The sequence below is a fragment of the Aliirhizobium wenxiniae genome, from assembly GCF_019511445.1.
GTDB lineage: Bacteria > Pseudomonadota > Alphaproteobacteria > Rhizobiales > Rhizobiaceae > Neorhizobium > Neorhizobium wenxiniae_A.
Genome location: NZ_JAEUAN010000024.1, coordinates 63,434 through 85,134, shown reverse-complemented (window position 1 = coordinate 85,134; position 21,701 = coordinate 63,434). Strand labels below are relative to the sequence as shown.

General features: G+C 58.8%; 17 protein-coding genes. 13 read left to right on the top strand and 4 right to left on the bottom strand.

Annotated elements, in window-relative coordinates; all coding sequences use genetic code 11:
• The first annotated feature begins 234 nt into the window (after positions 1-234).
• Both JNB91_RS24695 and JNB91_RS24690 read left to right on the top strand, forming a co-directional pair.
• The gene (locus JNB91_RS24695) at positions 235-2,040 is read left to right on the top strand and encodes a sensor histidine kinase (RefSeq protein ID WP_220328130.1); all 1,806 of its coding nucleotides are present in this window, start codon (positions 235-237) and stop codon (positions 2,038-2,040) included.
• Positions 2,041-2,204: 164 nt separating this feature from the next.
• A complete protein-coding gene (locus JNB91_RS24690) occupies positions 2,205-4,013 on the top strand; it encodes a carbon starvation CstA family protein (protein WP_220328129.1) in 1,809 nt (602 codons plus the stop codon).
• Positions 4,014-4,090: 77 nt separating this feature from the next.
• Here the strand turns inward: JNB91_RS24690 and btsR are convergent, their stop codons facing one another.
• The 3 genes from btsR to JNB91_RS24675 all read right to left on the bottom strand — a co-directional run bounded on the left by btsR (position 4,091) and on the right by JNB91_RS24675 (position 7,416).
• Complete coding sequence (gene btsR / locus JNB91_RS24685; protein WP_220328128.1) at positions 4,091-4,807, bottom strand: two-component system response regulator BtsR; 717 nt, start codon at positions 4,805-4,807, stop codon at positions 4,091-4,093.
• A 267-nt stretch (positions 4,808-5,074) separates the two neighbouring features.
• A complete protein-coding gene (locus JNB91_RS24680) occupies positions 5,075-6,592 on the bottom strand; it encodes a UxaA family hydrolase (protein WP_220328127.1) in 1,518 nt (505 codons plus the stop codon).
• Positions 6,593-6,705: 113 nt separating this feature from the next.
• Complete coding sequence (locus tag JNB91_RS24675) at positions 6,706-7,416, bottom strand: GntR family transcriptional regulator (RefSeq protein WP_220328126.1); 711 nt, start codon at positions 7,414-7,416, stop codon at positions 6,706-6,708.
• 996 nt (positions 7,417-8,412) lie between these two features.
• Between JNB91_RS24675 and uxaC the strand changes: the two genes are divergently transcribed.
• The 4 genes from uxaC to JNB91_RS24655 all read left to right on the top strand — a co-directional run bounded on the left by uxaC (position 8,413) and on the right by JNB91_RS24655 (position 12,918).
• Positions 8,413-9,822: a glucuronate isomerase gene (gene uxaC, locus JNB91_RS24670; protein WP_220328125.1), complete on the top strand. Its 1,410-nt coding sequence runs from the start codon at positions 8,413-8,415 to the stop codon at positions 9,820-9,822.
• Positions 9,823-9,962: 140 nt separating this feature from the next.
• Positions 9,963-10,949 (top strand): TRAP transporter substrate-binding protein, encoded by a 987-nt coding sequence (locus JNB91_RS24665; RefSeq protein WP_220328124.1) that lies wholly within the window; start codon positions 9,963-9,965, stop codon positions 10,947-10,949.
• Between the two features lie 197 nt (positions 10,950-11,146).
• The gene (locus JNB91_RS24660; protein ID WP_223218364.1) at positions 11,147-11,644 is read left to right on the top strand and encodes a TRAP transporter small permease; all 498 of its coding nucleotides are present in this window, start codon (positions 11,147-11,149) and stop codon (positions 11,642-11,644) included.
• On the top strand, positions 11,635-12,918 hold the full coding sequence (locus tag JNB91_RS24655) for a TRAP transporter large permease (protein ID WP_220328122.1): 1,284 nt from the start codon (positions 11,635-11,637) through the stop codon (positions 12,916-12,918). Before JNB91_RS24660 ends, JNB91_RS24655 begins: the two co-directional genes overlap by 10 nt.
• 159 nt (positions 12,919-13,077) lie before the next feature.
• Here the strand turns inward: JNB91_RS24655 and JNB91_RS24650 are convergent, their stop codons facing one another.
• Complete coding sequence (locus JNB91_RS24650) at positions 13,078-13,416, bottom strand: cupin domain-containing protein (RefSeq protein WP_220328121.1); 339 nt, start codon at positions 13,414-13,416, stop codon at positions 13,078-13,080.
• Positions 13,417-13,759: 343 nt separating this feature from the next.
• Here JNB91_RS24650 and JNB91_RS24645 point away from each other — a divergent pair, with 343 nt between their 5' ends.
• The 7 genes from JNB91_RS24645 (at position 13,760) to JNB91_RS24615 (ending at position 21,696) form a co-directional block, all read left to right on the top strand.
• Positions 13,760-14,857, top strand: coding sequence for an ABC transporter ATP-binding protein (locus tag JNB91_RS24645; RefSeq protein ID WP_222857624.1), 1,098 nt, complete (start codon positions 13,760-13,762; stop codon positions 14,855-14,857).
• Positions 14,858-14,861: 4 nt separating this feature from the next.
• Entirely contained in the window at positions 14,862-15,785 is a 924-nt protein-coding gene (locus JNB91_RS24640) for an ABC transporter permease (RefSeq protein WP_220328120.1), read from the top strand.
• Positions 15,778-16,587: an ABC transporter permease gene (locus tag JNB91_RS24635; RefSeq protein WP_220328119.1), complete on the top strand. Its 810-nt coding sequence runs from the start codon at positions 15,778-15,780 to the stop codon at positions 16,585-16,587. The genes JNB91_RS24640 and JNB91_RS24635 overlap by 8 nt, the downstream gene beginning before the upstream one ends.
• Positions 16,588-16,604: 17 nt before the next feature.
• Complete coding sequence (locus tag JNB91_RS24630) at positions 16,605-17,639, top strand: extracellular solute-binding protein (RefSeq protein WP_220328118.1); 1,035 nt, start codon at positions 16,605-16,607, stop codon at positions 17,637-17,639.
• 58 nt (positions 17,640-17,697) lie between these two features.
• Positions 17,698-18,876 carry a serine hydrolase domain-containing protein gene (locus JNB91_RS24625; protein ID WP_220328117.1) on the top strand — a complete coding sequence of 393 codons (1,179 nt, stop codon included), beginning with the start codon at positions 17,698-17,700 and terminating at the stop codon, positions 18,874-18,876.
• Positions 18,877-18,885: 9 nt separating this feature from the next.
• The gene (locus JNB91_RS24620) at positions 18,886-20,565 is read left to right on the top strand and encodes an amidohydrolase (protein ID WP_220328116.1); all 1,680 of its coding nucleotides are present in this window, start codon (positions 18,886-18,888) and stop codon (positions 20,563-20,565) included.
• A 111-nt stretch (positions 20,566-20,676) separates the two neighbouring features.
• Positions 20,677-21,696: an Ldh family oxidoreductase gene (locus JNB91_RS24615; RefSeq protein ID WP_220328115.1), complete on the top strand. Its 1,020-nt coding sequence runs from the start codon at positions 20,677-20,679 to the stop codon at positions 21,694-21,696.
• The last annotated feature ends 5 nt before the right edge of the window (positions 21,697-21,701 follow it).

Genomic DNA, 21,701 nt, shown 5'->3' with positions numbered 1-21,701 from the left:
GGATCCGAAGCCGTAACGAAAGACATGCGTCTCACCTCACCCCCGACCGATCATGCTGCACCGGCCATATTGAGTGGCCCCACGTCATCCGATCGCGTAAAAGGCCGGTGTGAGGCCCGGGACAGCTGTTGTGTGCCACCCGGTATTGCAACACTCCTGATCCTGGGTTTGGATCACCGCGGCGCAGCGCTGGAACGCCTCATCCGCTGGCGAAGATAGAATAAAGGACATCTCATGTTCGGCTGGACGGACCTGGTTATCGGCCTGATGCAGCAGACATGCGTCTATCTCGTCATCGCCTACCTGTTCAGCAAGACGCCGCTTTTCCTGCCGCTCATGCAGGTCACCGTACGCCCGTCGCGAAAGGTCGCTTGTTACGTCATCTTCTCGATGTTCTGCATCATGGGCACCTATTTCGGCCTGCATATCGATGAGGCGATCGCCAATACGCGCGCCATCGGCGCCGTGCTCGGCGGCATACTCGGTGGCCCACTTGTCGGCCTGGCCGTAGGTCTCACCGGCGGCATGCACCGTTATTCGATGGGCGGCTTCACGGCACTCGCCTGCGCAATCGCAACGACAGCGGAAGGCCTGATCGGCGGGCTTGTGCATAGCTATCTGCTGCGTCAGCGCAAGACCGATCTCCTTTTCTGGCCGCCGTTGATTGCCGGCGTCACGCTATTTGCCGAAGTCGTGCAGATGTCGATCATCCTTCTCGTCGCCGATCCGTTCATCGATTCCGCCCATCTCGTGCAGACCATTGCCCTGCCGATGATGGTGGCCAATACTGTCGGCGCGGCGATGTTCATGAATATCCTGGGCGACCGTCGCCGGCTTTTCGAAACCCATTCGACGATCTTCTCCGGCAAGGCGCTGAAGATTGCCGAGCGCGCCGAAGGCGTGCTGCGCAACGGCTTCAATGCCGAAAACAGCACCAAGGTCGCCCGCATCCTTTACGAGGAAGCAAATGTCGGCGCAGTCGCGATCACCGACCGGGAAAAGATTCTCGCCTTCATCGGCATCGGCGCAGACCACCACCTGCCCGGCCGTGCCATCACCTCGGCACAAACGCTGGAGGCGATTGCGGAAAACAAGGTCATGTATGCAGACGGCGACGAGGTGAGCTATCAATGCTCGATCCATCCCAACTGCCCGCTCGGATCATCGCTCGTCATTCCGCTCAAGGGTGAAGACAACGCCGTGATCGGCACGATCAAGCTCTATGAGCCGAAGACAAAGCTGTTTTCGACCTTCAACCGCTCGCTCGGAGAAGGTGTGGCGCGCCTGCTCTCGGCGCAGATCCTCGCCGGCCGTTATGAGCGCCAGAAGCAGATGCTGGTCGAATCCGAGATCAAGCTGCTGCATGCGCAGGTCAATCCGCATTTTCTCTTCAACACGCTCAACACGCTGTCGGCCATCATCCGCATCGATGCGGGCGAGGCGCGCAATCTCGTGCAGAACCTGTCGACCTTCTTCCGCAAGAACCTGAAACGAACAAACGACATCGTCACGCTGTCGGACGAGATCGAGCATGTGAACGCCTATCTGCACATCGAAAAGGCGCGTTTCCGCGATCACCTCCAGGTCGAAATCGATGTGCCGGAAGAGCTGGCGCAGGTGCAGCTTCCCGCCTTCTCGCTCCAGCCGCTGGTAGAAAATGCCATCAAGCACGGCACCTCGCAGCTGATCGGCGAAGGCCGCATCACCATTTCAGCCAGATGCGAAAACGATACGCTTCTCGTCTCCGTGACAGATAATGCCGGCCTGTTCGAGAAGAAGCCGAGCGCGGATATGGGGCTCGGCATGAACATAGTCGACCGCCGCACGAAAGGCCATTTCGGCGATGCCTATGGCATCGATGTGACGTGGGAACCGGAGGTCTTTACCACAGTCAGCCTGCGGCTACCGATGGGTGGCGAATGCTGCGATCATGCCTCTGAGCATGGCCATGGTCATTCGCATGAACCGGATGTCGGTACCCCGGTTCGCGCCCCATCGCGCGGCCGCTCGAAGGTCGCCCGCTTCTGGCCGACGGGCTGATCAGGTCCAAAACAGACAACACAGCCCCGTGCAGCGAAAATCGCTCCGCCACTCAGGTCCAATTCCCAGCCGCTCACGCCGCGCTGGCGCCACTGACCGAAACACCCACTCCCGCTTGCGATCTGCCTGTGTAGCTTGATGTCATCCAATGGAGGGACATCAACATGGCAAACGCCCTGACAATCGTCATCGGCACCGCCTGCATCCTCGCGATCTGCTACCGCTTTTACGGTATCTTCTTCGTGCGCAAGGTGCTCGGCGTCGACGACAGTGAAGTAACCCCGTCGCACACGCTTGCTGACGGCCGCAATTACGTTCCCACGAAGAAGTGGGTGAATGCCGGCCAGCATTTTGCGGCCATCGCCGCAGCCGGCCCCCTCGTCGGACCGGTGCTTGCCGCGCAATACGGTTATCTCCCCGGCCTGATCTGGCTGCTCGTCGGCTGCGTCATCGGCGGCGCAGTGCATGACACGGTCGTGCTCTTCGCATCGATGAAGCACAAGGGCTCGTCGCTGTCGGAAGTCGCCAAGGCTGAGCTTGGGCCGGTCGCCGGCTGGTGCACGGGTCTCGCGATGCTGTTCATCATCACCATCACCATGGCCGGCCTTTCGATGGTCGTGGTCCATGCGCTGGAACGTAACCCTTGGGGCACGTTCGCTGTCTTCATGACGATCCCGATCGCCATGGCTGTCGGCCTGTATGAAAAGATGGGCGGCAACGGCAAGATCGCCACCTATGTCGGTCTCGCCGCCATTCTCGCCTCGGTCTTTGCCGGCCCCTACGTGCAGGAATCGGCGCTCGGCCAGTGGTTCACCTTCCACTATGACACGCTCGGCATCATGCTGCCGATCTACGCCTTCCTGGCCAGCGCCCTGCCGGTCTGGCTGCTTCTGACCCCGCGCGGCTATCTGTCGAGCTTCCTCAAGATCGGCGTCTTTGCCGCCCTCGTCGTCGGCGTCGTCATCATCAACCCCGAAATCAAGATGCCGGCCCTGACCGACTTCATCCATGGCGGTGGCCCGGTTCTTGCCGGCCCGGTCTGGCCCTTCATCTCGATCACCATCGCCTGCGGTGCGATCTCGGGCTTCCACGCCTTCATCGGCTCGGGCACCACGCCAAAGCTGGTCGACAAGTGGAGCGATATCCGCCCCGTCGCCTTCGGCATGATGCTGGTCGAATGCCTGGTCGCCGTGCTCGCCCTGATCGCCGCAACCGCCCTGCCGATGGCCGACTATTTTGCCATCAACGCATCGCCGGAAGTCTTCGCCACGCTCGGCATGACGGTTCAGGACCTGCCGCGCCTTGAACAGGCAATCGGCATGGACCTCGCCGGCCGTACCGGTGGCGCCGTGACGCTCGCTGTCGGCATGACGGAGATCTTCACCAGCATTCCCTGGTTTAAGACGCTCGCCGCCTACTTCTTCCAGTTCGTCATCATGTTCGAGGCCGTCTTCATCCTGACCGCGATCGACTCGGGAACCCGCGTCGCCCGCTATCTGATCCAGGACATTCTCGGCGACCTCTGGGCTCCGATGAAGCAGATCAACTGGATGCCCGGTTCGATCGCCGCCAGCATCATCGCCTGCCTGCTCTGGGGTTATCTCCTCAACTCGGGCGATATCAACTCGGTCTGGGCGCTGTTCGGTGTCTCGAACCAGATGATGGCGTCGCTCGGCCTCACCATCGGTGCCACGATCATCCTGCGGATGTCGGCCAAGCGCATCTACATGCTGACCTGCCTCATCCCGCTCGCCTACCTGTTCGTCACCGTGAACTATGCGGGCTACTGGATGATCGCCAATGTCTACCTGAACGACGCGGCCAAGGGCTACAACCCGGTCAACGCGGCCCTGTCGATCATCATGATGGTGCTTGGCATCGTGGTTCTGGTCGCCGCCATGTTCAAGTGGAAGGACATGCTGCGCACCGGGCAAAACGGTGAAGCTCAGCTGGCGCTTTCGCCCGCAGAATAAAGAACTTCCCCGAGGCTAATCCTCCCATAGCCTCGAAACCCGGCGCATGTCTCCCACATGCGCCGGGTTTAGCGTATTTAGAGAATGCCGAGTTGCTCTTTGAGCGGCCCGAGAAAACGCCGACTGACGGGGATAGAGCGCCCCCCGAGCGTGAGGATATTGGCAACGCCATTCTCGCCGAGCGCGATATCCTTGATATGTTCGGCATTCACCATGTACTGCCGATGACAGCGGATCAGTTTCGTCCGCTCTTCGAGCGTGCGCAGCGTCAGTTCGGTAAAATGCTCGTGCCCGTCATCGCCAAGCACATAAATCCCGCCCGGCTTCGAAAAGATCGCCTCGACCTCTTCCAGTTTCATCAGGCGGATACGGTTGAGACCGGTGCACGGGATATGACGCAGCGGCGGCGCGACATCGAGCAGCTTTTCCTGCTGACCCGACTTCACCTTCCTCAGCCGCGCCAGGGTCTTCTGCAACCGCTCTTCCTGGATCGGTTTCAAAAGATAATCGAAAGCGTTTTCCTCGAAAGCCTGCAGTGCGTATTCCTCGTAGGCCGTCAGGAAAACGACATGCGGCATCCGGTCGGGATCGATCATCCGAAGCATTTCGAGCCCCGTCACCTGCGGCATCTGGATATCGAGGAACATGATTTCGGGAGACAGGCGATTGATCGCCGCGATCCCCTCAATGGCATTGGCGCATTCACCGACGATTTCGATGTCGCTCTCGTCTGCGAGCAGAGATTTCAGCTCGTCGCGTGCCAGGGTTTCGTCGTCTACAATCAGAGCTCTCATGCGCCTAAATCATCCAGGGGCAGGCAAAATGCCTTCTACAGATTTCCGTCTATGTACAGAATGCCGCAGCGTCGTCCTAGACGGCACTTGAGAAATCGACCTTGCGGCAGATCAACGATCCGCCCCATCTCCAGCGGGGAGAATTCATGCAGACGATATAGGGCTTAACGAACATGTCCCGGCAAACAGCTGTTCACCGGGACACTTTTCATTACGGCAATGAGTGAGCGATCCGGGATGGAATTCCCTCTTGGCTCACGAGACGCATCACATCACGGCGCCGATCTGCCACGGCACGAATTCCGCACCACCATAACCGAGTTCCTCACTCTTGGTCTGTTCGCCCGATGCGACCCGGATGATCAGTTCGAAAAGCTCCTTGCCCTTCTCCTCGATCGTGACCCCTGCGGTGACGATATCGCCGCAGTTGAGGTCCATGTCATCCTTCATCCGCTCATACATTTCCGAATTGGTCGAGATCTTGATGCAGGGCGTCGGCTTGTAGCCGGAAACAGAACCGCGACCGGTGGTGAACACGATCAGGTTGGCGCCCGACGCCACCTGTCCGGTGACCGAACAAGGATCGAAACCGGGGCTGTCCATGAAGACGAAACCCTTGCGATCGATCTTTTCGCCGAACTTGTAGACACCAAGCAGGGGAGCCGTCCCGCCCTTGGCAACCGCGCCGAGCGATTTTTCGAGGATCGTCGTCAACCCGCCCTTCTTGTTTCCGGGAGACGGATTGTTGTCCATCTCGCCGCCATTACGGGCGCAGTAATCCTCCCACCATTTCAGTCGCTCTATCAGCTTGTTGCCGATCTCGGCCGTTTCGGCACGACGCGTCAGGAGATGTTCAGCACCATAGACTTCGGAGGTCTCCGACAGGATCGTCGTGCCGCCATGGCGCACCAGAAGGTCCGACGCATAACCGAGAGCCGGATTGGCGGTGATGCCCGAATAGCCGTCGGAACCACCGCACTGCATGCCGATCGTAATCTCGGAAACCGGAGCGGGTGAGCGCACCGTGCGGTTGGCGAATTCCGCCACGCCGCGCAGTTCCTCGAGCCCTCTTTCGATCGTCTTGCGCGTGCCGCCTTCCTGCTGGATGGTCATGTAACGCAACATGCCATCCTGCCGGATGCGCCTTCCGCCGACGAGATCGGGGATCTGCATCACCTCGCAACCGAGCCCGACCAGAAGGATGCCGCCGAAATTCGGGTTCTGCGCATAACCGGAAAGCGTGCGGAACAGCGTGGCATAGCCTTCGCCATCCGTCGACATGCCGCAACCCGTGCCATGCGAGATCGGAACGATGCCGTCGACATTCGGGAATTCATCGAGGAATCCCGACTTTTCGGCCGCTTCCGTAATGAACCGGGCGACCGAGCCGGAACAGTTCACCGTCGTCAAGATGCCGATATAGTTGCGGGTGCCGACTTTGCCATCTGCGCGCTTGTAGCCCATGAAAGTGCGTTTTTCGGCAATTTCGGGCAGCGGAGTGTTGGCACTGGCAAACGCATAGTCCTGTTCATGCTCGCCCATGCCAAGATTGTGGACATGGACATGATCGCCGGCCGCAATATCGCTCTTGGCCTGACCGATGATCTGCCCGTAGCGCAAAACGTTTCCGCCAGCCGGTATTGCGGCGGTCGCGATCTTGTGTCCGCGCATGATGGCCTGACCGGTCGCAACACCGCTTGTCGTCAGGATGTCGCCAGCGGCGAGATCGCGCAATGCGATCTCGATATTGTCGGCAGGATGAAGGCAAATGCTGTTCTTGATCATGTATCTTTTCTCCTGATCCGGCTCCCATGCCGGTTGCATTGTCGGCCGGTCTCCAGGCCATGCATAGATTCTTGAACTGTCTCGCGCCTCAGCTGTCAGGCCGAAGCCTTTCGTCACGTTTCAGACGAAGCTGACTTGCCTCTGCCGCCACGCTTGCGAGACGGCAGGCCTGGCCGGGGAGCATCCAGACCGAGACCATCGATGTGACCGAAAACGGTCCGAAGATGGGCACGCATATGGACCACGGCCGTGTCGGCATCACCTGCGATAATCGCATCCGCGATCATCTGATGCTCGTTCAGGGCAAGCGTCATTCGATCACTGTCCTGAGTCGTGAGATATCGAATGCGATCAAGCTGCGTCTTGGCCCGCAGAATAGCATTCCATGCGCCTGCATAGCCGCTAAGTTCCGCGATCAGAGCATGGAAGACATTGTCGAGCTGATAGAACGTATCCCCGTTCCCGACAGCGGCGGCCTGCTCGCGCAGATTGGCGCGAATGCGCTCGCGCCCATCATCATCCATGCGTTTTATCGCATCTTCAACAAGCGCACATTCCAGCTTCTCGCGAATATACTGGCCAACCTTGAAGGCTTCCAGGGAGATCGGCGCAACGAATGTCCCGAAATGCGGATAGATGACGACCAGCTCTTCTTCGGCCAGCTTGATCAGAGCTTCGCGCACGGGCGTCCGACTCACTTCGAGCTCAAGGCAAAGGTCCGCCTCGGACAAGGGCGCATCCGGAGCGAGACGACCGCACACGATATCTTCCCGGATTTTTTCAAACACCTGGTTCGTCAGGCGGGAACGGCTGCGATCGACCATTCAGTTACTCATCTTCTCTATTGCGGTCAGGCTGCGCTGTCATCTTTTGCCTACCTGACGTATCGACACCTTAATGGCAGTAGATCGTGCTGCCGCGTATTTCCGCGTTCCTCAAAGTCAAAGTAAAGCCTCGGGTTTTCAATATCAAAATTACACGCATTACGTGCATATTCGGAATCTAATATCAATGGACAGAAAGTGAGCGTATCCCGCATCCGCTTCCGCTCTCAACAAAACCGGATCAACAGGTGATCACCTCACCTGGATGGAATGAAAAACACCTCTGTCAGCTTCCGACTTATCGGCGCCACCGATTTTGGCGGGGGTGAACTTCATTCACAGACAGCAATAAACGGCGCGCCCATGGCTCGCAGGCGTCCAGTCATCAACTCCATTCACGCCGCTCCTCCCTTTCTCCCGGAGATCTACCGACATCAACATATACTACCATATGGGTGATGTTGAACAGCTAAATTCAACAATGACGTGCGACATTTTTGGCAGCACTCAAAAATTGACGGTCATCATTACATTCTGATTATTTAATATAATATCAGCGCTTTACGTGGAACATATCTGAGACGGATTATCCCTCTAGACGGCGGAAGCCCTTGTGAGGACCCAAATCTATACCGTGGTAATTCCACGAATCGACCGGCAGAAATGACACGTCCATCTCTTCCGATGAACCATCGGGAAGCGCACAAACCAATATAGAACAGTCTTAGGCAGCTGCGACACCTTCGACCAACCGGTCAAGCGCCTGCGACAATTTCGCACACCTGCCCTGGCATAAATCCAATTTTTCCGATTTTTGCGGCCTCGCCACCGAGGATTTTATGACCATGATTCAATGCGGATTTCTGGAAAAAGCCGCACAATCAGGAATAGACAAACATCAAGAAATTCAACCTTTCACTCATCACGATAAGGTCATTGACATCTCGATTGACAGCAATCTAGCGTTGATCTCGTCGAAAGGAGGTCGGCTCCCCAATGAAATCACTTATACATTCTGACGTTTTATTTCCGGCCGAAAACAGTATTCGTTCCATTGCTCAAGCACTTTACAAGACGGTTTCGGATCTTCCGATCATCAGTCCCCACGGCCATACCGATCCCAAATGGTATGCCCTGGACGAACCTTTTCCGGATCCGGCCCAGCTTCTGATCGTTCCCGATCACTACATTTTCCGAATGCTTTTCAGCCAGGGCATCCGCCTTGAGGATCTCGGCGTACGCCGCCTCGACGGGTCAGCCGTAGAAACCGACGGTCGCCGGATCTGGCGGCTTTTTGCTGAAAACTATTATCTTTTCCGCGGCACGCCGACACGACAATGGATGGATTTCGTCCTTTCCAACCTGTTCGGCATCGAGGAACCACTGACCGCCAAGACTGCGGACAAGACCTATGATCTGATCGCTGAAAAGCTGGCGCTGCCGGAATATCGTCCCCGCGCCCTGTTCAAGCGGTTCAACATCGAGGTCATCGCCACCACCGAAGGCGCACTCGACGATCTTCGCTGGCACAAGGCGATCCGCGACAGCGGCTGGGATGGACGCGTGGTTACCGCCTATCGACCTGATGCCGTGGTCGATCCTGATTTCGAGGGTTTCTCCGCCAATCTCGACCAACTGGGCGACATGACGGGCGAAGACACCGATTCGTGGACCGGTTATCTCGCCGCCCACCGGAAACGCCGTGCCTATTTCAAGTCCTTTGGCGCGACGTCGTCGGACCATGGTCATGCAACGGCCGATACGGCAAATCTGTCGGACCAGGAAGCTGCGGCACTGTTCAACCGGATCCGCGCCGGCAAGTCGGATCTGGATGATCACAAGCTGTTCCGCGGCCAGATGCTGACGGAAATGGCCAAGATGAGCCTGGATGACGGGCTTGTGCTGCAGATCCATCCGGGTTCAAGGCGCAATCATTCGCCAACCGTGTTCGCCAATCATGGCCGCGACATGGGCTTCGATATTCCGGGCCGCACCGACTATGTCAGCGCCCTGAAGCCGTTGCTGGATGCCGTTGGCGCGGAGCGTGACCTGACCGTCGTGCTCTTCACCCTCGACGAGACGTCCTATGCCCGCGAACTGGCTCCGCTTGCAGGCGCCTATCCGGCACTCCGGCTCGGCCCGGCATGGTGGTTCCACGACAGCCCGGAAGGCATGCGGCGCTTCCGCGAGATGACGACCGAAACCGCCGGTTTCTATAACACGGTCGGTTTCAACGACGATACGCGCGCCTTCCCGTCCATACCGGCGCGCCACGACGTTGCTCGACGGGTCGATTGCGCATTCCTGGCGCGACTCGTCAGCGAACACAGGCTCAGGGAAGAAGAGGCCTTCGAACTGGCCACGGAGCTTGCCTATACGCTCGCGAAAAAGGCGTATCGGCTCTGAACGACGCCTAGGCGTCGGCACGAGGAGACTATCAAAAACTGGCTTCCGGAAAGCCGGAAATGGAGCATCAGCCCCATTTCCGGCAACGGGTCCGGCTGGCCGGATTTCTGATCAAATCAGTTTTAATGGAGGAAATACGAATGAAACGAACTTTAAAGACGATCCGCACGATGCTCCTTGCTGCCGGCGCAGCAGGTGTTCTTCTTGCATCTCCGGCCATGTCGCGCGATTTCAGGTCGGCCGACATTCACCCGAATGACTATCCGACCGTTCAGGGCGCTATGTACATGGGCAAGATCCTGTCCGAGCGCACCAATGGCCGCCTCGGTGTCAAGGTTTTCCCGAACGGCGCACTGGGTGACGAACGCGGCACGATCGAACAGCTGCGCATCGGCGGCCTCGACATGCTGCGCATCAGCGCTGCCGTGGTCAACAACATGGTGCCGGAAACCATCGTCATCTCGCTGCCGTTCATCTTCCGCTCCACGGCGCATGAACGCGCCGTCCTCGACGGTCCGATCGGCGACGACGTGCTGAAGGCACTGGAAAAGCAGGGCATGATCGGCCTTGCCTTCTATGACAGTGGCGCACGCTCGATGTACACCAAGAAGCCGGTCAAGACGCTTGCCGACCTTCATAACATGAAGATCCGCGTCCAGCAGTCCGACATGTTCGTGGCAATGGTCCAGGCTCTTGGCGCCAATGCAACGCCGATGCCGATGGGCGAAGTCTATACCGGCCTGAAGACCGGCATCATTGATGCTGCCGAGAACAACTACCCGTCCTATGAATCGTCGCATCACTACGAAGCAGCCAAGTATTTCACCCGCACCGAGCATGCCATGGTGCCGGAACTGCTGCTCTTCTCGAAGCCGCTCTGGGACAAGCTGCCGCCGGAAGACCAGGCTCTGATCCGCAAGGCTGCCAAGGACTCGGTCGTCGAGCAGCGCCGCCTGTGGGACGAACGTGAGCTGAAGTCCAGGGAAATCGTCGAAAAGGCCGGCAGCATCATCGGAGACGTCAACGACAAGCAGGAATTCATCGACGCGATGAAGCCCGTCTACGCCCAGTTCGCCAAGACTCCTGAACTGCAGGATCTCATCAAGCGGATCCAGGAAACGAAGTGAATTATCAAGGAAGCAGCTCCGGACCGGGGCTGCTTCTCCTCCGACAGCCTGCTCGCCGGATTTAAGGCGCCGGGCACTACAAACCTCAAGACACCGTGCATTGTACGCTCCGAAAGCCGAGCCAGGTTTTCGCGCGGGTGCGCCCGGGGGATAACATGAATACTCACAGCAAATCTGAAGCCGCTCATCCACCTGCGATGACGGGATTGCTCACGAGCATCAACGCACCGCTTGCCAAGATCGGTATGATCCTGGCAATTTCTGGTCTGCTGACGCTTGTGGGCGTCGTCTTCTACCAGGTTTTCGGCCGTTACGTACTGAACGATTCACCCAGCTGGACGGAAAACCTGGCAATCGTCCTTATTCTCTACGTCACCATGATCGGCGCTGCCGTCGGCGTCCGCGACGCGGGGCATATCGCCCTCGACTCGCTGACCGTTCTCCTGCCCCAGTACATGCAACGCTATGTGGAACTCGTCATCTACATCGCCATCTGCCTGTTCGGTGCCGCCATGGCCTATAACGGCTGGGTGCTTGGCTGGTCGGTCGCTCCCTACCTGATGCCCAATCTCCATGTGACGGAGGCCGTGCGTTACATTCCGCTCGCGGTTTCGGGCGTTCTTATCATCATGTTTTCAGTCGAACATATCATAGCCATTTTCCGTAAGGCGGAGGTTGTACCGTCATGGCACTAACCATTCTTTGTATCACTTTTGTCGGCTTCCTCATTGCGGGGATCCCGGTTGCTTTTGCGATCGGCCTGTCGGCGCTTTGCACCATTCTTTATGAAGGTCTGCCGATCGCCGTCGGCTTCCAGCAGATGATGGCGGGCATGAACGTATTTTCGTTTCTCGCCATTCCTTTCTTCATTTTCTCCGGTGAATTGATGCTGCATGGCGGCGTCGCCGACAAGATCGTCAATGCAGCCAAAGCCATGGTCGGCCATGTTCGTGGCGGCCTCGGCATGTCCAACGTCGTTGCCTGCACCCTCTTCGGCGGTGTCGCCGGCTCCCCCGTCGCCGACGTCTCGGCCATGGGCGCCGTCATGATCCCGATGATGAAGAAGGAAGGTTATGACGCCGACTATGCGGTCAACGTCACGACCCATGCTGCACTCGTCGGCGCGCTGATGCCGACCAGCCATAACATGATCATCTATGCACTGGCCGCCAGCGGCAAGGCTTCGATCGGCGCCCTGATCGCGGCCGGCATCATGCCTGCCCTGCTTCTGATGGTCTGTAACCTCGGTGCGGCCTATTACGTCGCAAGAAAACGCGGCTATCCGGCAGGCACCTTCCCCGGCTGGCACATCGTCATGCGTTCGCTCGCAGCAGCGGCACCCGGCATGCTGATCGTGGTCATCATCCTCGGCGGTATCGTTTCGGGTATCTTCACCGCGACGGAATCTGCTTCGATCGCCGTGATCTACACGATGCTTCTGACCTTCTTCATCTATCGCACGATGACCTGGGAAGCTTTCCTGGCCGCAGCAGCCAAGACGGTCAAGACGACCGGCATCGTCCTGCTCCTGATCGGCGTGTCGACCATGTTCCAGTATCTCATGGGTCTCTACGGCGTTGCCGACATGACCGGCGAGCTGATGAGCAACATCTCGACCAACCCGATCGTCATCTTCCTGATGATCAACATCATCCTGTTCCTGCTCGGCACGTTCATGGATATGGCATCGACCATCCTGATCTGCACGCCGATCTTCCTGCCGATTGCCATGCAATACGGCATGGACCCGGTTCAGTTCGGCATGGTCATGCTGCTCAACTGTGCGCTCGGCCTCAATACGCCGCCGGTCGGAACCACGCAGTTCATCGGCTGCGCGATTGGTGAAATCTCGGTCGGCGAAGTCATGAAGTCGATCCTGCCCTTCTACAGTGCGCTGTTCCTCGCCATGGCATTGGTCACTTACGTGCCGATGTTCTCCATGTGGCTGCCGCGCCTGCTGATGCACTAAGCAGCGGCCAGAAGCACAAAAGTCAGGCGCCCGGCTCCGGCCGGGCGCTTTTGCGTTCGGTTCACCCCGACCCACAAGCTCACAAAACGCCAAAAGCCGGCCGCAGTTTTTGCGACCGGCTTCATGCATCCTAGCCGCAATCGCGGCCCAAAAAGAACATTACTTGAGGAATTCAGCCCGATGCGGGTTGAAAACGTCGATCAGACGGCCAGCCTCCAGCGCCTTGACGCCATGCACCAGATCCGGCGGCACGATGAAGCTTCCGCCCTTGTTGAGCGTTTCGGTCCTACCATCGATCGTGACTTCGAAACTGCCCTCTGCAACATAGCTTGCCTGGATATGCGGATGGGAATGTTTCGAACCGATCGCGCCCTTTTCGAACACGACCTCCACCATCATCATTTCGGGCAGATAGGTCATGATACGGCGCGTGACGCCGGGTTCGGGATTGACCCATTCACCATCATCCGCCGAAACAAAAAGATCGCTTGCTGCCATAACCTGTCCTCACCTGAAATTCGTTGATGTATCGGGATATGACATAGAGCCAGATCGGCAACAACCACTACCCTGAGAAGAACTATCAAAAGACAAGCTATTGTTTTTGATCAGCTTCCTTTACCCCGCGCAAGGCTCGCAGCAGACCTGCCCCGGCGTAACTGCCGCCACCGATGAAAAGTCGCAACCGCAGCCGACGCAGCCCTTTCAGCCGGAAACGCGACCTGCTGGCATATGGCTTGCTTATTATTTCCGTCATGTCGCAAACACAGCTTGCCCGCGACAATTTGGCATGAAATGCTGTCTTTAGTTGCAATGACGAGCAACGAAATGTGAGGCGTGCTTGAGAAAACAGCAGGAACTTGCAATCGAAGTCAGGAGCGTCGGCCGTGTCTATGGCGACGGCGCCGGCCAGGTCACCGCCCTCAGCAACATCTTCCTGAATATTAGGCAAAACGAGTTCTTCACGCTTCTTGGTCCGTCCGGCTGCGGTAAGACCACGCTGCTGCGGCTGATCGCCGGGTTCGACTTCCCGACCGCCGGCGAAATCCTGCTCTATGGCGAGGACATCGCGCCGCTTCCACCCTTCAAGCGCCCGGTCAACACCGTCTTCCAGAACTATGCCCTCTTCCCGCATATGACGGTCGCGCAGAATATCGGCTTCGGGCTGGAAATGCTCGGCCGCCCAAAGCAGGAAATCACGACCCGCGTCGATGAAATGTTGGCGCTCGTCCACATGGAGCCGATGCGCAACCGCAAGGTCATGCAGATTTCCGGCGGCCAGCAGCAGCGCGTCGCGCTTGCCCGCGCCCTCGCCCCCAAGCCGAAAGTCCTGCTGCTCGACGAACCGCTCTCGGCACTGGACTACAAGCTGCGCAAGGAAATGCAGGTCGAACTGAAGCGGGTTCAGGCCGAAACCGGCATCACCTTCATCTTCGTCACTCATGACCAGGAGGAAGCGCTCGCCATGTCCGACAGGATCGCCGTCATGTCCCATGGCGAAGTCCGGCAGGTCGGCGCGCCGTGGGAAATCTATGATCGCCCTGCGGAGCGTTTCGTTGCGGATTTCATCGGCGAAACGAACTTTTTGACGGCGGACGTGATCTCGATCGACGGACAACGAACCAGGGTCCGGTTGTCCAACGGCACCACGCTGGACGCAACCTATCCCTCTGACCTCACGCCGGAAGGAAAGGTAACCATCGTCATCCGGCCAGAACATGTACAGCTCGCAGCGCCGTCAGCTGGAGCGATACTTGGCGGTCAGATCGAGGATCTCACCTATCTCGGCACCGACACCCATATCCGGGTCAGGCTTCCCGACACCTCGCTTTTCACCATCAGGCAGCAGAACAGCCGGATCGGGCCGATCGGCTTTGCCGCCGGTGATCCCGTATCGCTGACCATCAGCGAAGGCGCAGCACAAATCCTGAAGGATTGAGACAATGACCGAGCGGACGAGACAGGCCGCCTCGGCGGCACAGAGACAGGAAACCATCAATCGCTGGCTGCTCAGCACGCCTGCTCTTGCGCTGATTGCCATCGCCTCCGTCGGCCCCCTGCTTATCGTGCTCCTCTATTCGGTGCTGGCGCCCGGTTCCTATGGCGATGTGAAATGGGAGTTTTCCGGTCAGGGCTGGTTCAACGTCTTTTTCTCGCGCGACATTTTCGACGACACGGTCTCGCTCGCCGATGCGCATGTGACGATCCTCTGGCGCAGCGCAAAACTCGCCATCATCACCACCGTTCTCTGCCTCATCGTCGGTTTCCCCACCGCCTATTTCATCGCCAGCCGTGCACCGCATAACCGGTCGATCTGGCTGTTCCTGATCACAATCCCCTTCTGGACCAACATGCTGATCCGCGGTTTTGCCATCCAGGAAATGATCCGCAACGAGGGGCTCGCCAACACGATCCTGATCAAGCTTGGCATCATCTCGGCCCCGATCCAGATGCTTTACACCGATTTCGCCATCCTGCTCGGCATGGTCTATGTCCATCTTCCGCTGATGGTGCTGCCGCTTTATGCGAGCCTCGAAAAACTCGATTTTCGCCTCGTCGAGGCCGGATACGATCTTTATGCGACGCGGCTGAAGGTACTGTGGCGGATCATCATTCCGCTGGTCAAACCCGGCATTATCGCCGGCTCCATCCTCGTCTTCATCCCGGCTTTGTCATCCTATGTTATCCCGCGCATTTTAGGCGGCGGTAAGAACCTGATGGTCGGCAACCTGATCGAGCTGCAATTCGGTCAGGGCCGCAACTGGCCGCTGGGCGCGGCCCTCTCCATCACCCTCGTCATCATCGTCCTCTTCGCCATGCTTTATTACGTGAAGAATGCCGGAAAGACCGGAGGCGGCCATGCGTAAACGCTTCGATATCCGCGTTCAGCCGGGCTTCGCGACGATCGCAATGTTGTGCTTCTTCATTCTCTACGTGCCGATCTTCACGCTGGTCGTCTACGCCTTCAACTCCGGTATCTCGATCGCCCGCTGGGAAGGTTTTTCCTTCCGCTGGTTCGTCGCCGCCTGGAACAACAATCTCGTCATCGAGGCCGCAATCCGCTCCGTCCAGATCGCCGCCATCGCAGCCGTCATCGCCACGGCCGTCGCCACGCTCGCGGCAATCGCCACCACGCGAACGGCCGGTTATCGTGGCCTCACCTTCAAATATTCCTTCATCAACATGCCGTTGATGGTGCCCGAAATCGTCACCGCCGTGGCGCTGCTGATCCTCTTTTCGCGGATAAAGGTCTGGACCGGTTATTCCGGCCTCGGCTACCTCATCCTCGCCCACACCGCCTTCTGCATCCCGTTTGCCTATCTGCCGATAAGGGCGCGGCTGGAGAATATGGATCTGGCGCTGGAACGGGCGGCCGCCGACCTTTACGCCACGCCGTTCAAAGTGTTCCGCTACATCACCCTGCCGCTGCTCTGGCCCGGCATCCTTGCCGGCCTGATGCTCGCTTTCGTCATCTCGCTGGATGACATCGTCATCACCGAATTCGTCAAATCAGCCGGTCAGGAAACGCTGCCGACCTACATGCTCGGCCAATTGCGCCGCGCCATCACGCCCGAGATGAACGCCATATCGACTGTGTTTCTGCTGCTGTCGCTGGCGATCGTGACGATCTTCTTCTTTCTCAGCAGATCCAACGAAAAATCCGAATGAAAACAGGAGTGGGAACCATGAAGCATGCCGTAAAACTTGCTGCCGGTCTGGCGGTCCTCTTCGCGTCTACAACACTTGCCCATGCGGAGGGTGAACTCAACATCTTCAACTGGGGCAATTACACCAATCCGGAGCTGATCAAGAAGTTCGAAGAGGCCTACAAGGTCAAGGTGACGATCACCGACTATGACAGCAATGACACGGCACTGGCCAAAATCCGCCAGGGCGGCCACGGCTTCGATATCGTCGTGCCATCCGCCAGCGCCATGCCGGTCTTCATCAAGGAAGGCCTGCTCTTGGAATCGCGGCCCGACCAGATGGAAAACTTCAAGAACATGGACCCGCAATGGGTGGATGTCGCCTACGATCCCGGCCGTCACTATTCGGTCCCGTGGCAATGGGGCACGACCGGCGTGACCGTCGATAAATCCATCTATTCCGGCGACCCGAACACCTCCGCCATCTTCCTCGATCCGCCGCCGGAACTGGTCGGCAAGGTCAATGTCGTCCCGGAAATGTCGGATGTCATGCACATGGTCGTCACCTATGCGGGCGGCGAGCCCTGCACCGGCGACCTGACGATCCTGAAAAAGGCCCGCGACATCCTTGTCGCCGCCAAGCCGAAATGGATCTCGATGGACTACGGCACGGTCGAAAAATACACCAAGGGTGATCTTGCAGCCAGCGTCGACTGGAATGGTGCGGCCTTCCGTGGCCGTCTTGCCAACAAGAACATCGTCTATGGCTACCCGAAAGAGGGTTATCCGGTCTGGATGGACAATGCCGCCATCCTTTCCGACGCCAAAAATGTCGAGAACGCAAAGCTCTTCATCAACTTCATCATGGTGCCGGAGAATGCTGCCCTGATCTCCGCCTTTGCCCGTTATTCCAACGGCATCAAGGGTTCGGAAGCCTTCATGCCGGAAGACATGAAGACGGCGCCCGAGGTCAACATCCCGGAAGCCTCGAAAGCTGCCGGCAAGTTCAACCTCGCCTGCGCGCCCGAAGTGCAGGAACTTTACACCAAGATCTGGACCGAGCTGCAGAAATAAGCCGAACAAGGGAGGCCGACAGTGCGGGCAAGCCCCGTGCTGTCGCGACCGCAGGGACATGGACAGCATAAACGACATGACCACCGTTGACCGGGCATCGGTGACGCTTGCCAACTGGCGCGAGACACCCTTCAGCCGCTGGAGTTTCCAGAATGTCCGCGAACTGGTGCCGACATCCGAAATCTCCTGCGGCACCGAACGGCCGGAAGAGGCACTCCCCTCATCGCAATTCCTCGCCCGGGACATCGAGACCGGGCTGGACGGCATCTCGACCATCGAAGGCTTTCTGCAATACGCCCATACCGATGCCTTCCTGCTGATGAAGCGCGGCAGGATCGTCGGCGAATATTATGCCCCGCATGCCGATGTGAACGCCAAACATCTGGTCTTCTCGATCAGCAAGTCACTGACCGCCATCCTCTCCGGCATCCTTGAGGAACAGGGCTTGATCGACCCCGAAAAGCCGGTCGCCGCCTATCTGCCGGAAGCCAAGGGCAGCGCCTATGAGGACTGCCGTTATCGCGATGTGCTCGACATGCGCGTCAGCCTCGATTTCGAGGAAACCTATCTCGACAGGAACGGCCCCTTTGCCCGCTACCGCCGTGCCATGTTGTGGAACCCGGTCGAGCTGGGTTTCGAGATCGAAACGCTCGCCTCTTTCCTGATGACGCTGAAAAAGGCCGACCGGCCACATGGCGGCGGACATGCCTATCTCTCCCCCAATGCCGACCTTCTCGGCGTCGTCATCGAGCGCGTCACCGGCCGCCGCTACGGCGAGCTACTGTCGGAGCTTTTGTGGAAGCCGATGGGTGCCTGCAACCATGCCTATGTGACGGTCGACAGCATCGGCACTTCCCGCACCGCCGGCGGCGTCTGCCTGACCGCTCGCGATCTTGCCCGTGTCGGCGAGCTGATCCGCAAGGGCGGCGCGATCGACGTCGGGCAGATCATCCCCGAAAGCTGGATCGCTGACATGTTGAAGAACGGCGATCCCGAAGCCTGGAAGGCATCCAACAGCACGACCATGCCGAACGGCCGTTACCGCAGCCAGTGGTACCAGACCGGCGAACCGGACGACGCCTATTGCGCCATCGGCATCCACGGCCAATGGCTTTACATAGATCCTGAAAACGAGGCGGTGATCGTCAAACTGTCGTCGCAGCCCAATCCGCTCGACGACGAGTTGAAACAGGACAATCTCGCCTTCTTCCGAACCCTTACCCGTCTGGACCTCTGAGGAACACGCATGCAGCCCTTCGCCAACATCATAATCCTCAACGCGCGCATCCTGACCATGGACGAGGCGGCACCTAACGCGGAAGCCATCGCGATCGCCGGCAAGACGATCCTTTCCGTACGCTCCAATGACGAGATTGAGACCTTTAGAGGCCCGGGAACCCGGGTGATCGATGCGGCGGGCGGCACGGTTCTTCCCGGTTTCAACGAAGCCCATATGCATATCTTCATGGGGTCGGTCGGCCTGCGCCAGCTGTCGCTCTACAAGGTCAAGGGTTTTGACGAACTGAAGGCCAAGGTCTCTGACTATGCGGCGAAGAACCCGAAGCTGAAACTGCTTCTGGCCCGTTCTGCCGATTACACGATCCTGTCTGAAACCGAACGCACCACCCGCCACGATCTCGACCGCGTCATCTCCGATCGTCCATTCGCAATGATCTCGCCGGATCATCACACCGCCTGGGCCAACACCAAAGCGCTGGAACTCGCCGGCCTTCTGAATGGCAGGCAGGTGAGCGTCGGCAACGAGGTTGTCATGGGCGAGGATGGCCTCGCCTCCGGTGAACTTCGCGAAGCCGACGCCATGCAGCCGGTCTTTGATCTGAGCGAAACCGGTGGCCGTGAAGGCCTCGGCATCGGCACCGGCGGCGAACCGGGCAGCGTCACGCCGCAAGAACGCGCCATTGACCTAGATATCATCCGCGATGGCCTCGCCTATTGCGCATCGCTGGGCATAACCTCGATCCAAAACATGGACGGCAATCTCTACCAGCTGGAAATCCTCGAAGAGATCGAAAACACTTCGGGCCTGCCCGTTCGCGTGCGCATGCCCTATCACATGAAGAATTTCATGCCGCTCTCCGACCTTTCGGAAAAAGCCGCCACATGGCGCGACCGTTTCCACACCGACCGGCTGCGCTGCAATTTCGTAAAAATGTTCATCGATGGCGTGACCGAAGGCGAAAGCGCGGTCTTTCTCGAAGACTACGCCCACAAGCCCGGCTGGAAGGGCGATCCGCTGTTCAGCCAGGAACATCTGAACCAGATCGTCACCGAGGCCGACCGGCTCGAACTCCCGGTCGCCGTCCACGCGATCGGCGATGGCGCCGTGCGCATGGTGCTCGATGCTTACGAGGCGGCGGCAGAGGCCAACGGCAGTCGCGATGCCCGCAACCGCATCGAACATATCGAGGTGGTGCATCCGGATGACGTCCCTCGTTTCAAGAGCCTCGGCGTCATCGCCTCGATGCAGCCCACCCATCCGCCCGGCAATGCCGGCCTGCCGCTCGAACCCTATCTCTCCTTCATCGGCCGCGATCGCTGGCCGCTGGCCTTCGCCTGGCGGACGCTCGCCGATGCCGGAGCGGAGATCGTCTTCGCCACCGATTGGCCGGTCTCGCCACTCGACCCGATGGGCTGCATCCATGATGCGATGACGCGGCAGCGCTGGGCTGACGATCTGCCGGACCAGCGCCTGACGCTGACCGAAACGCTTGCCGCCTATACCAGCACCGGCGCCCATGTCGAATTCATGGAAGACCGAAAGGGCATGCTTAAGCCGGGTTATCTCGCAGATATCGTGCTTCTTTCGAGCGATGTCGAAGCAGCCGCCTCCGAACATCTCGCCTCGATCCGGCCGGTCGTGACGATCTGCGACGGCAAGATCACCTACGAGAAAGCCCCCGTCTGAGCCAACGGTAAACCCGCCGCAGAATGCACCACAAAGCCGGTTGAACCGCACCTCTTTGTTTGTATCTTCGTGCAGCCACATCAGCGCATAAAAGTGACGCAGGAGAATGCCATGACCGAAGCCGCCGACATCCACCTCTCCTATGCCGACCTCGTGGCGCTCTTGCAAAAGATCTTCGTCAGGAACGGCGTCTCCGAAAGAAATGCGAAGATCCTTGCGGAAAACTGCGCATCCTGCGAACGCGACGGCTCACTCAGCCACGGCATTTTTCGCATGGCCGGTTACGTCTCGTCACTCAACAGCGGCTGGGTCGATGGCAAGGCGGTCCCTGAAGTGGAGGATGTCGGCCCGGCCTTCGTCCGCGTCGATGCCAAAGGCGGCTTCACCCAGCCGGCCATGCTTGCCGCGCGCCCATTGCTGATCGAGAAAGTGAAACAAAATGGCGTCGCCGTCCTTGCGATCCGCCGCTCCCACCATTTCAGCGCGCTCTGGCCAGATGTCGAACCCTTTGCCGAAGAGGGGTTTGTCGCGCTGAGCGTCGTCAACAGCATGGCCTGCGTCGTGCCTCATGGCGGCAAGAAGGCCGTGTTCGGCACCAATCCCGTCGCTTTCGCTTCGCCGCGCGCAGGCGCAGCTCCCTTCGTGTTCGATCAGGCATCGAGCGCAATTGCCCATGGCGATGTGCAGATCGCCGCCCGCGCCGGCCATGACCTGAAACCCGGCATGGGCGTCGATCGCGAAGGCCAGCCGACCACCGATCCGAAGGCCATTCTCGATGGCGGCGCGCTGATGCCCTTCGGCGGCCACAAGGGCAATTCCATCGCCCTGATGGTCGAAATCCTCAGTGCCGCGCTGACCGGCGGTTATTTTTCCGGCGAGTTCGACTGGAGCGGTCACAAGGGCGCACAGACGCCGTTCACCGGCCAGTTCTTCATCGTCATCGATCCTGCCCGCGGCGGCAACCACGTCTTTGCCGAACGTGTTGCGGGCATTTGCGATCTCGTTCTGGAAGCCGGCCAGGAACGCCTGCCGGGCGACCGCAGGCATGTGACACGCGCAAAGGCGGAGAAGAACGGAATTCCGCTAACCGCCGAAAATCATGGAAAGCTCAAGGCGCTGGCCGAAGGCTGAGCCGA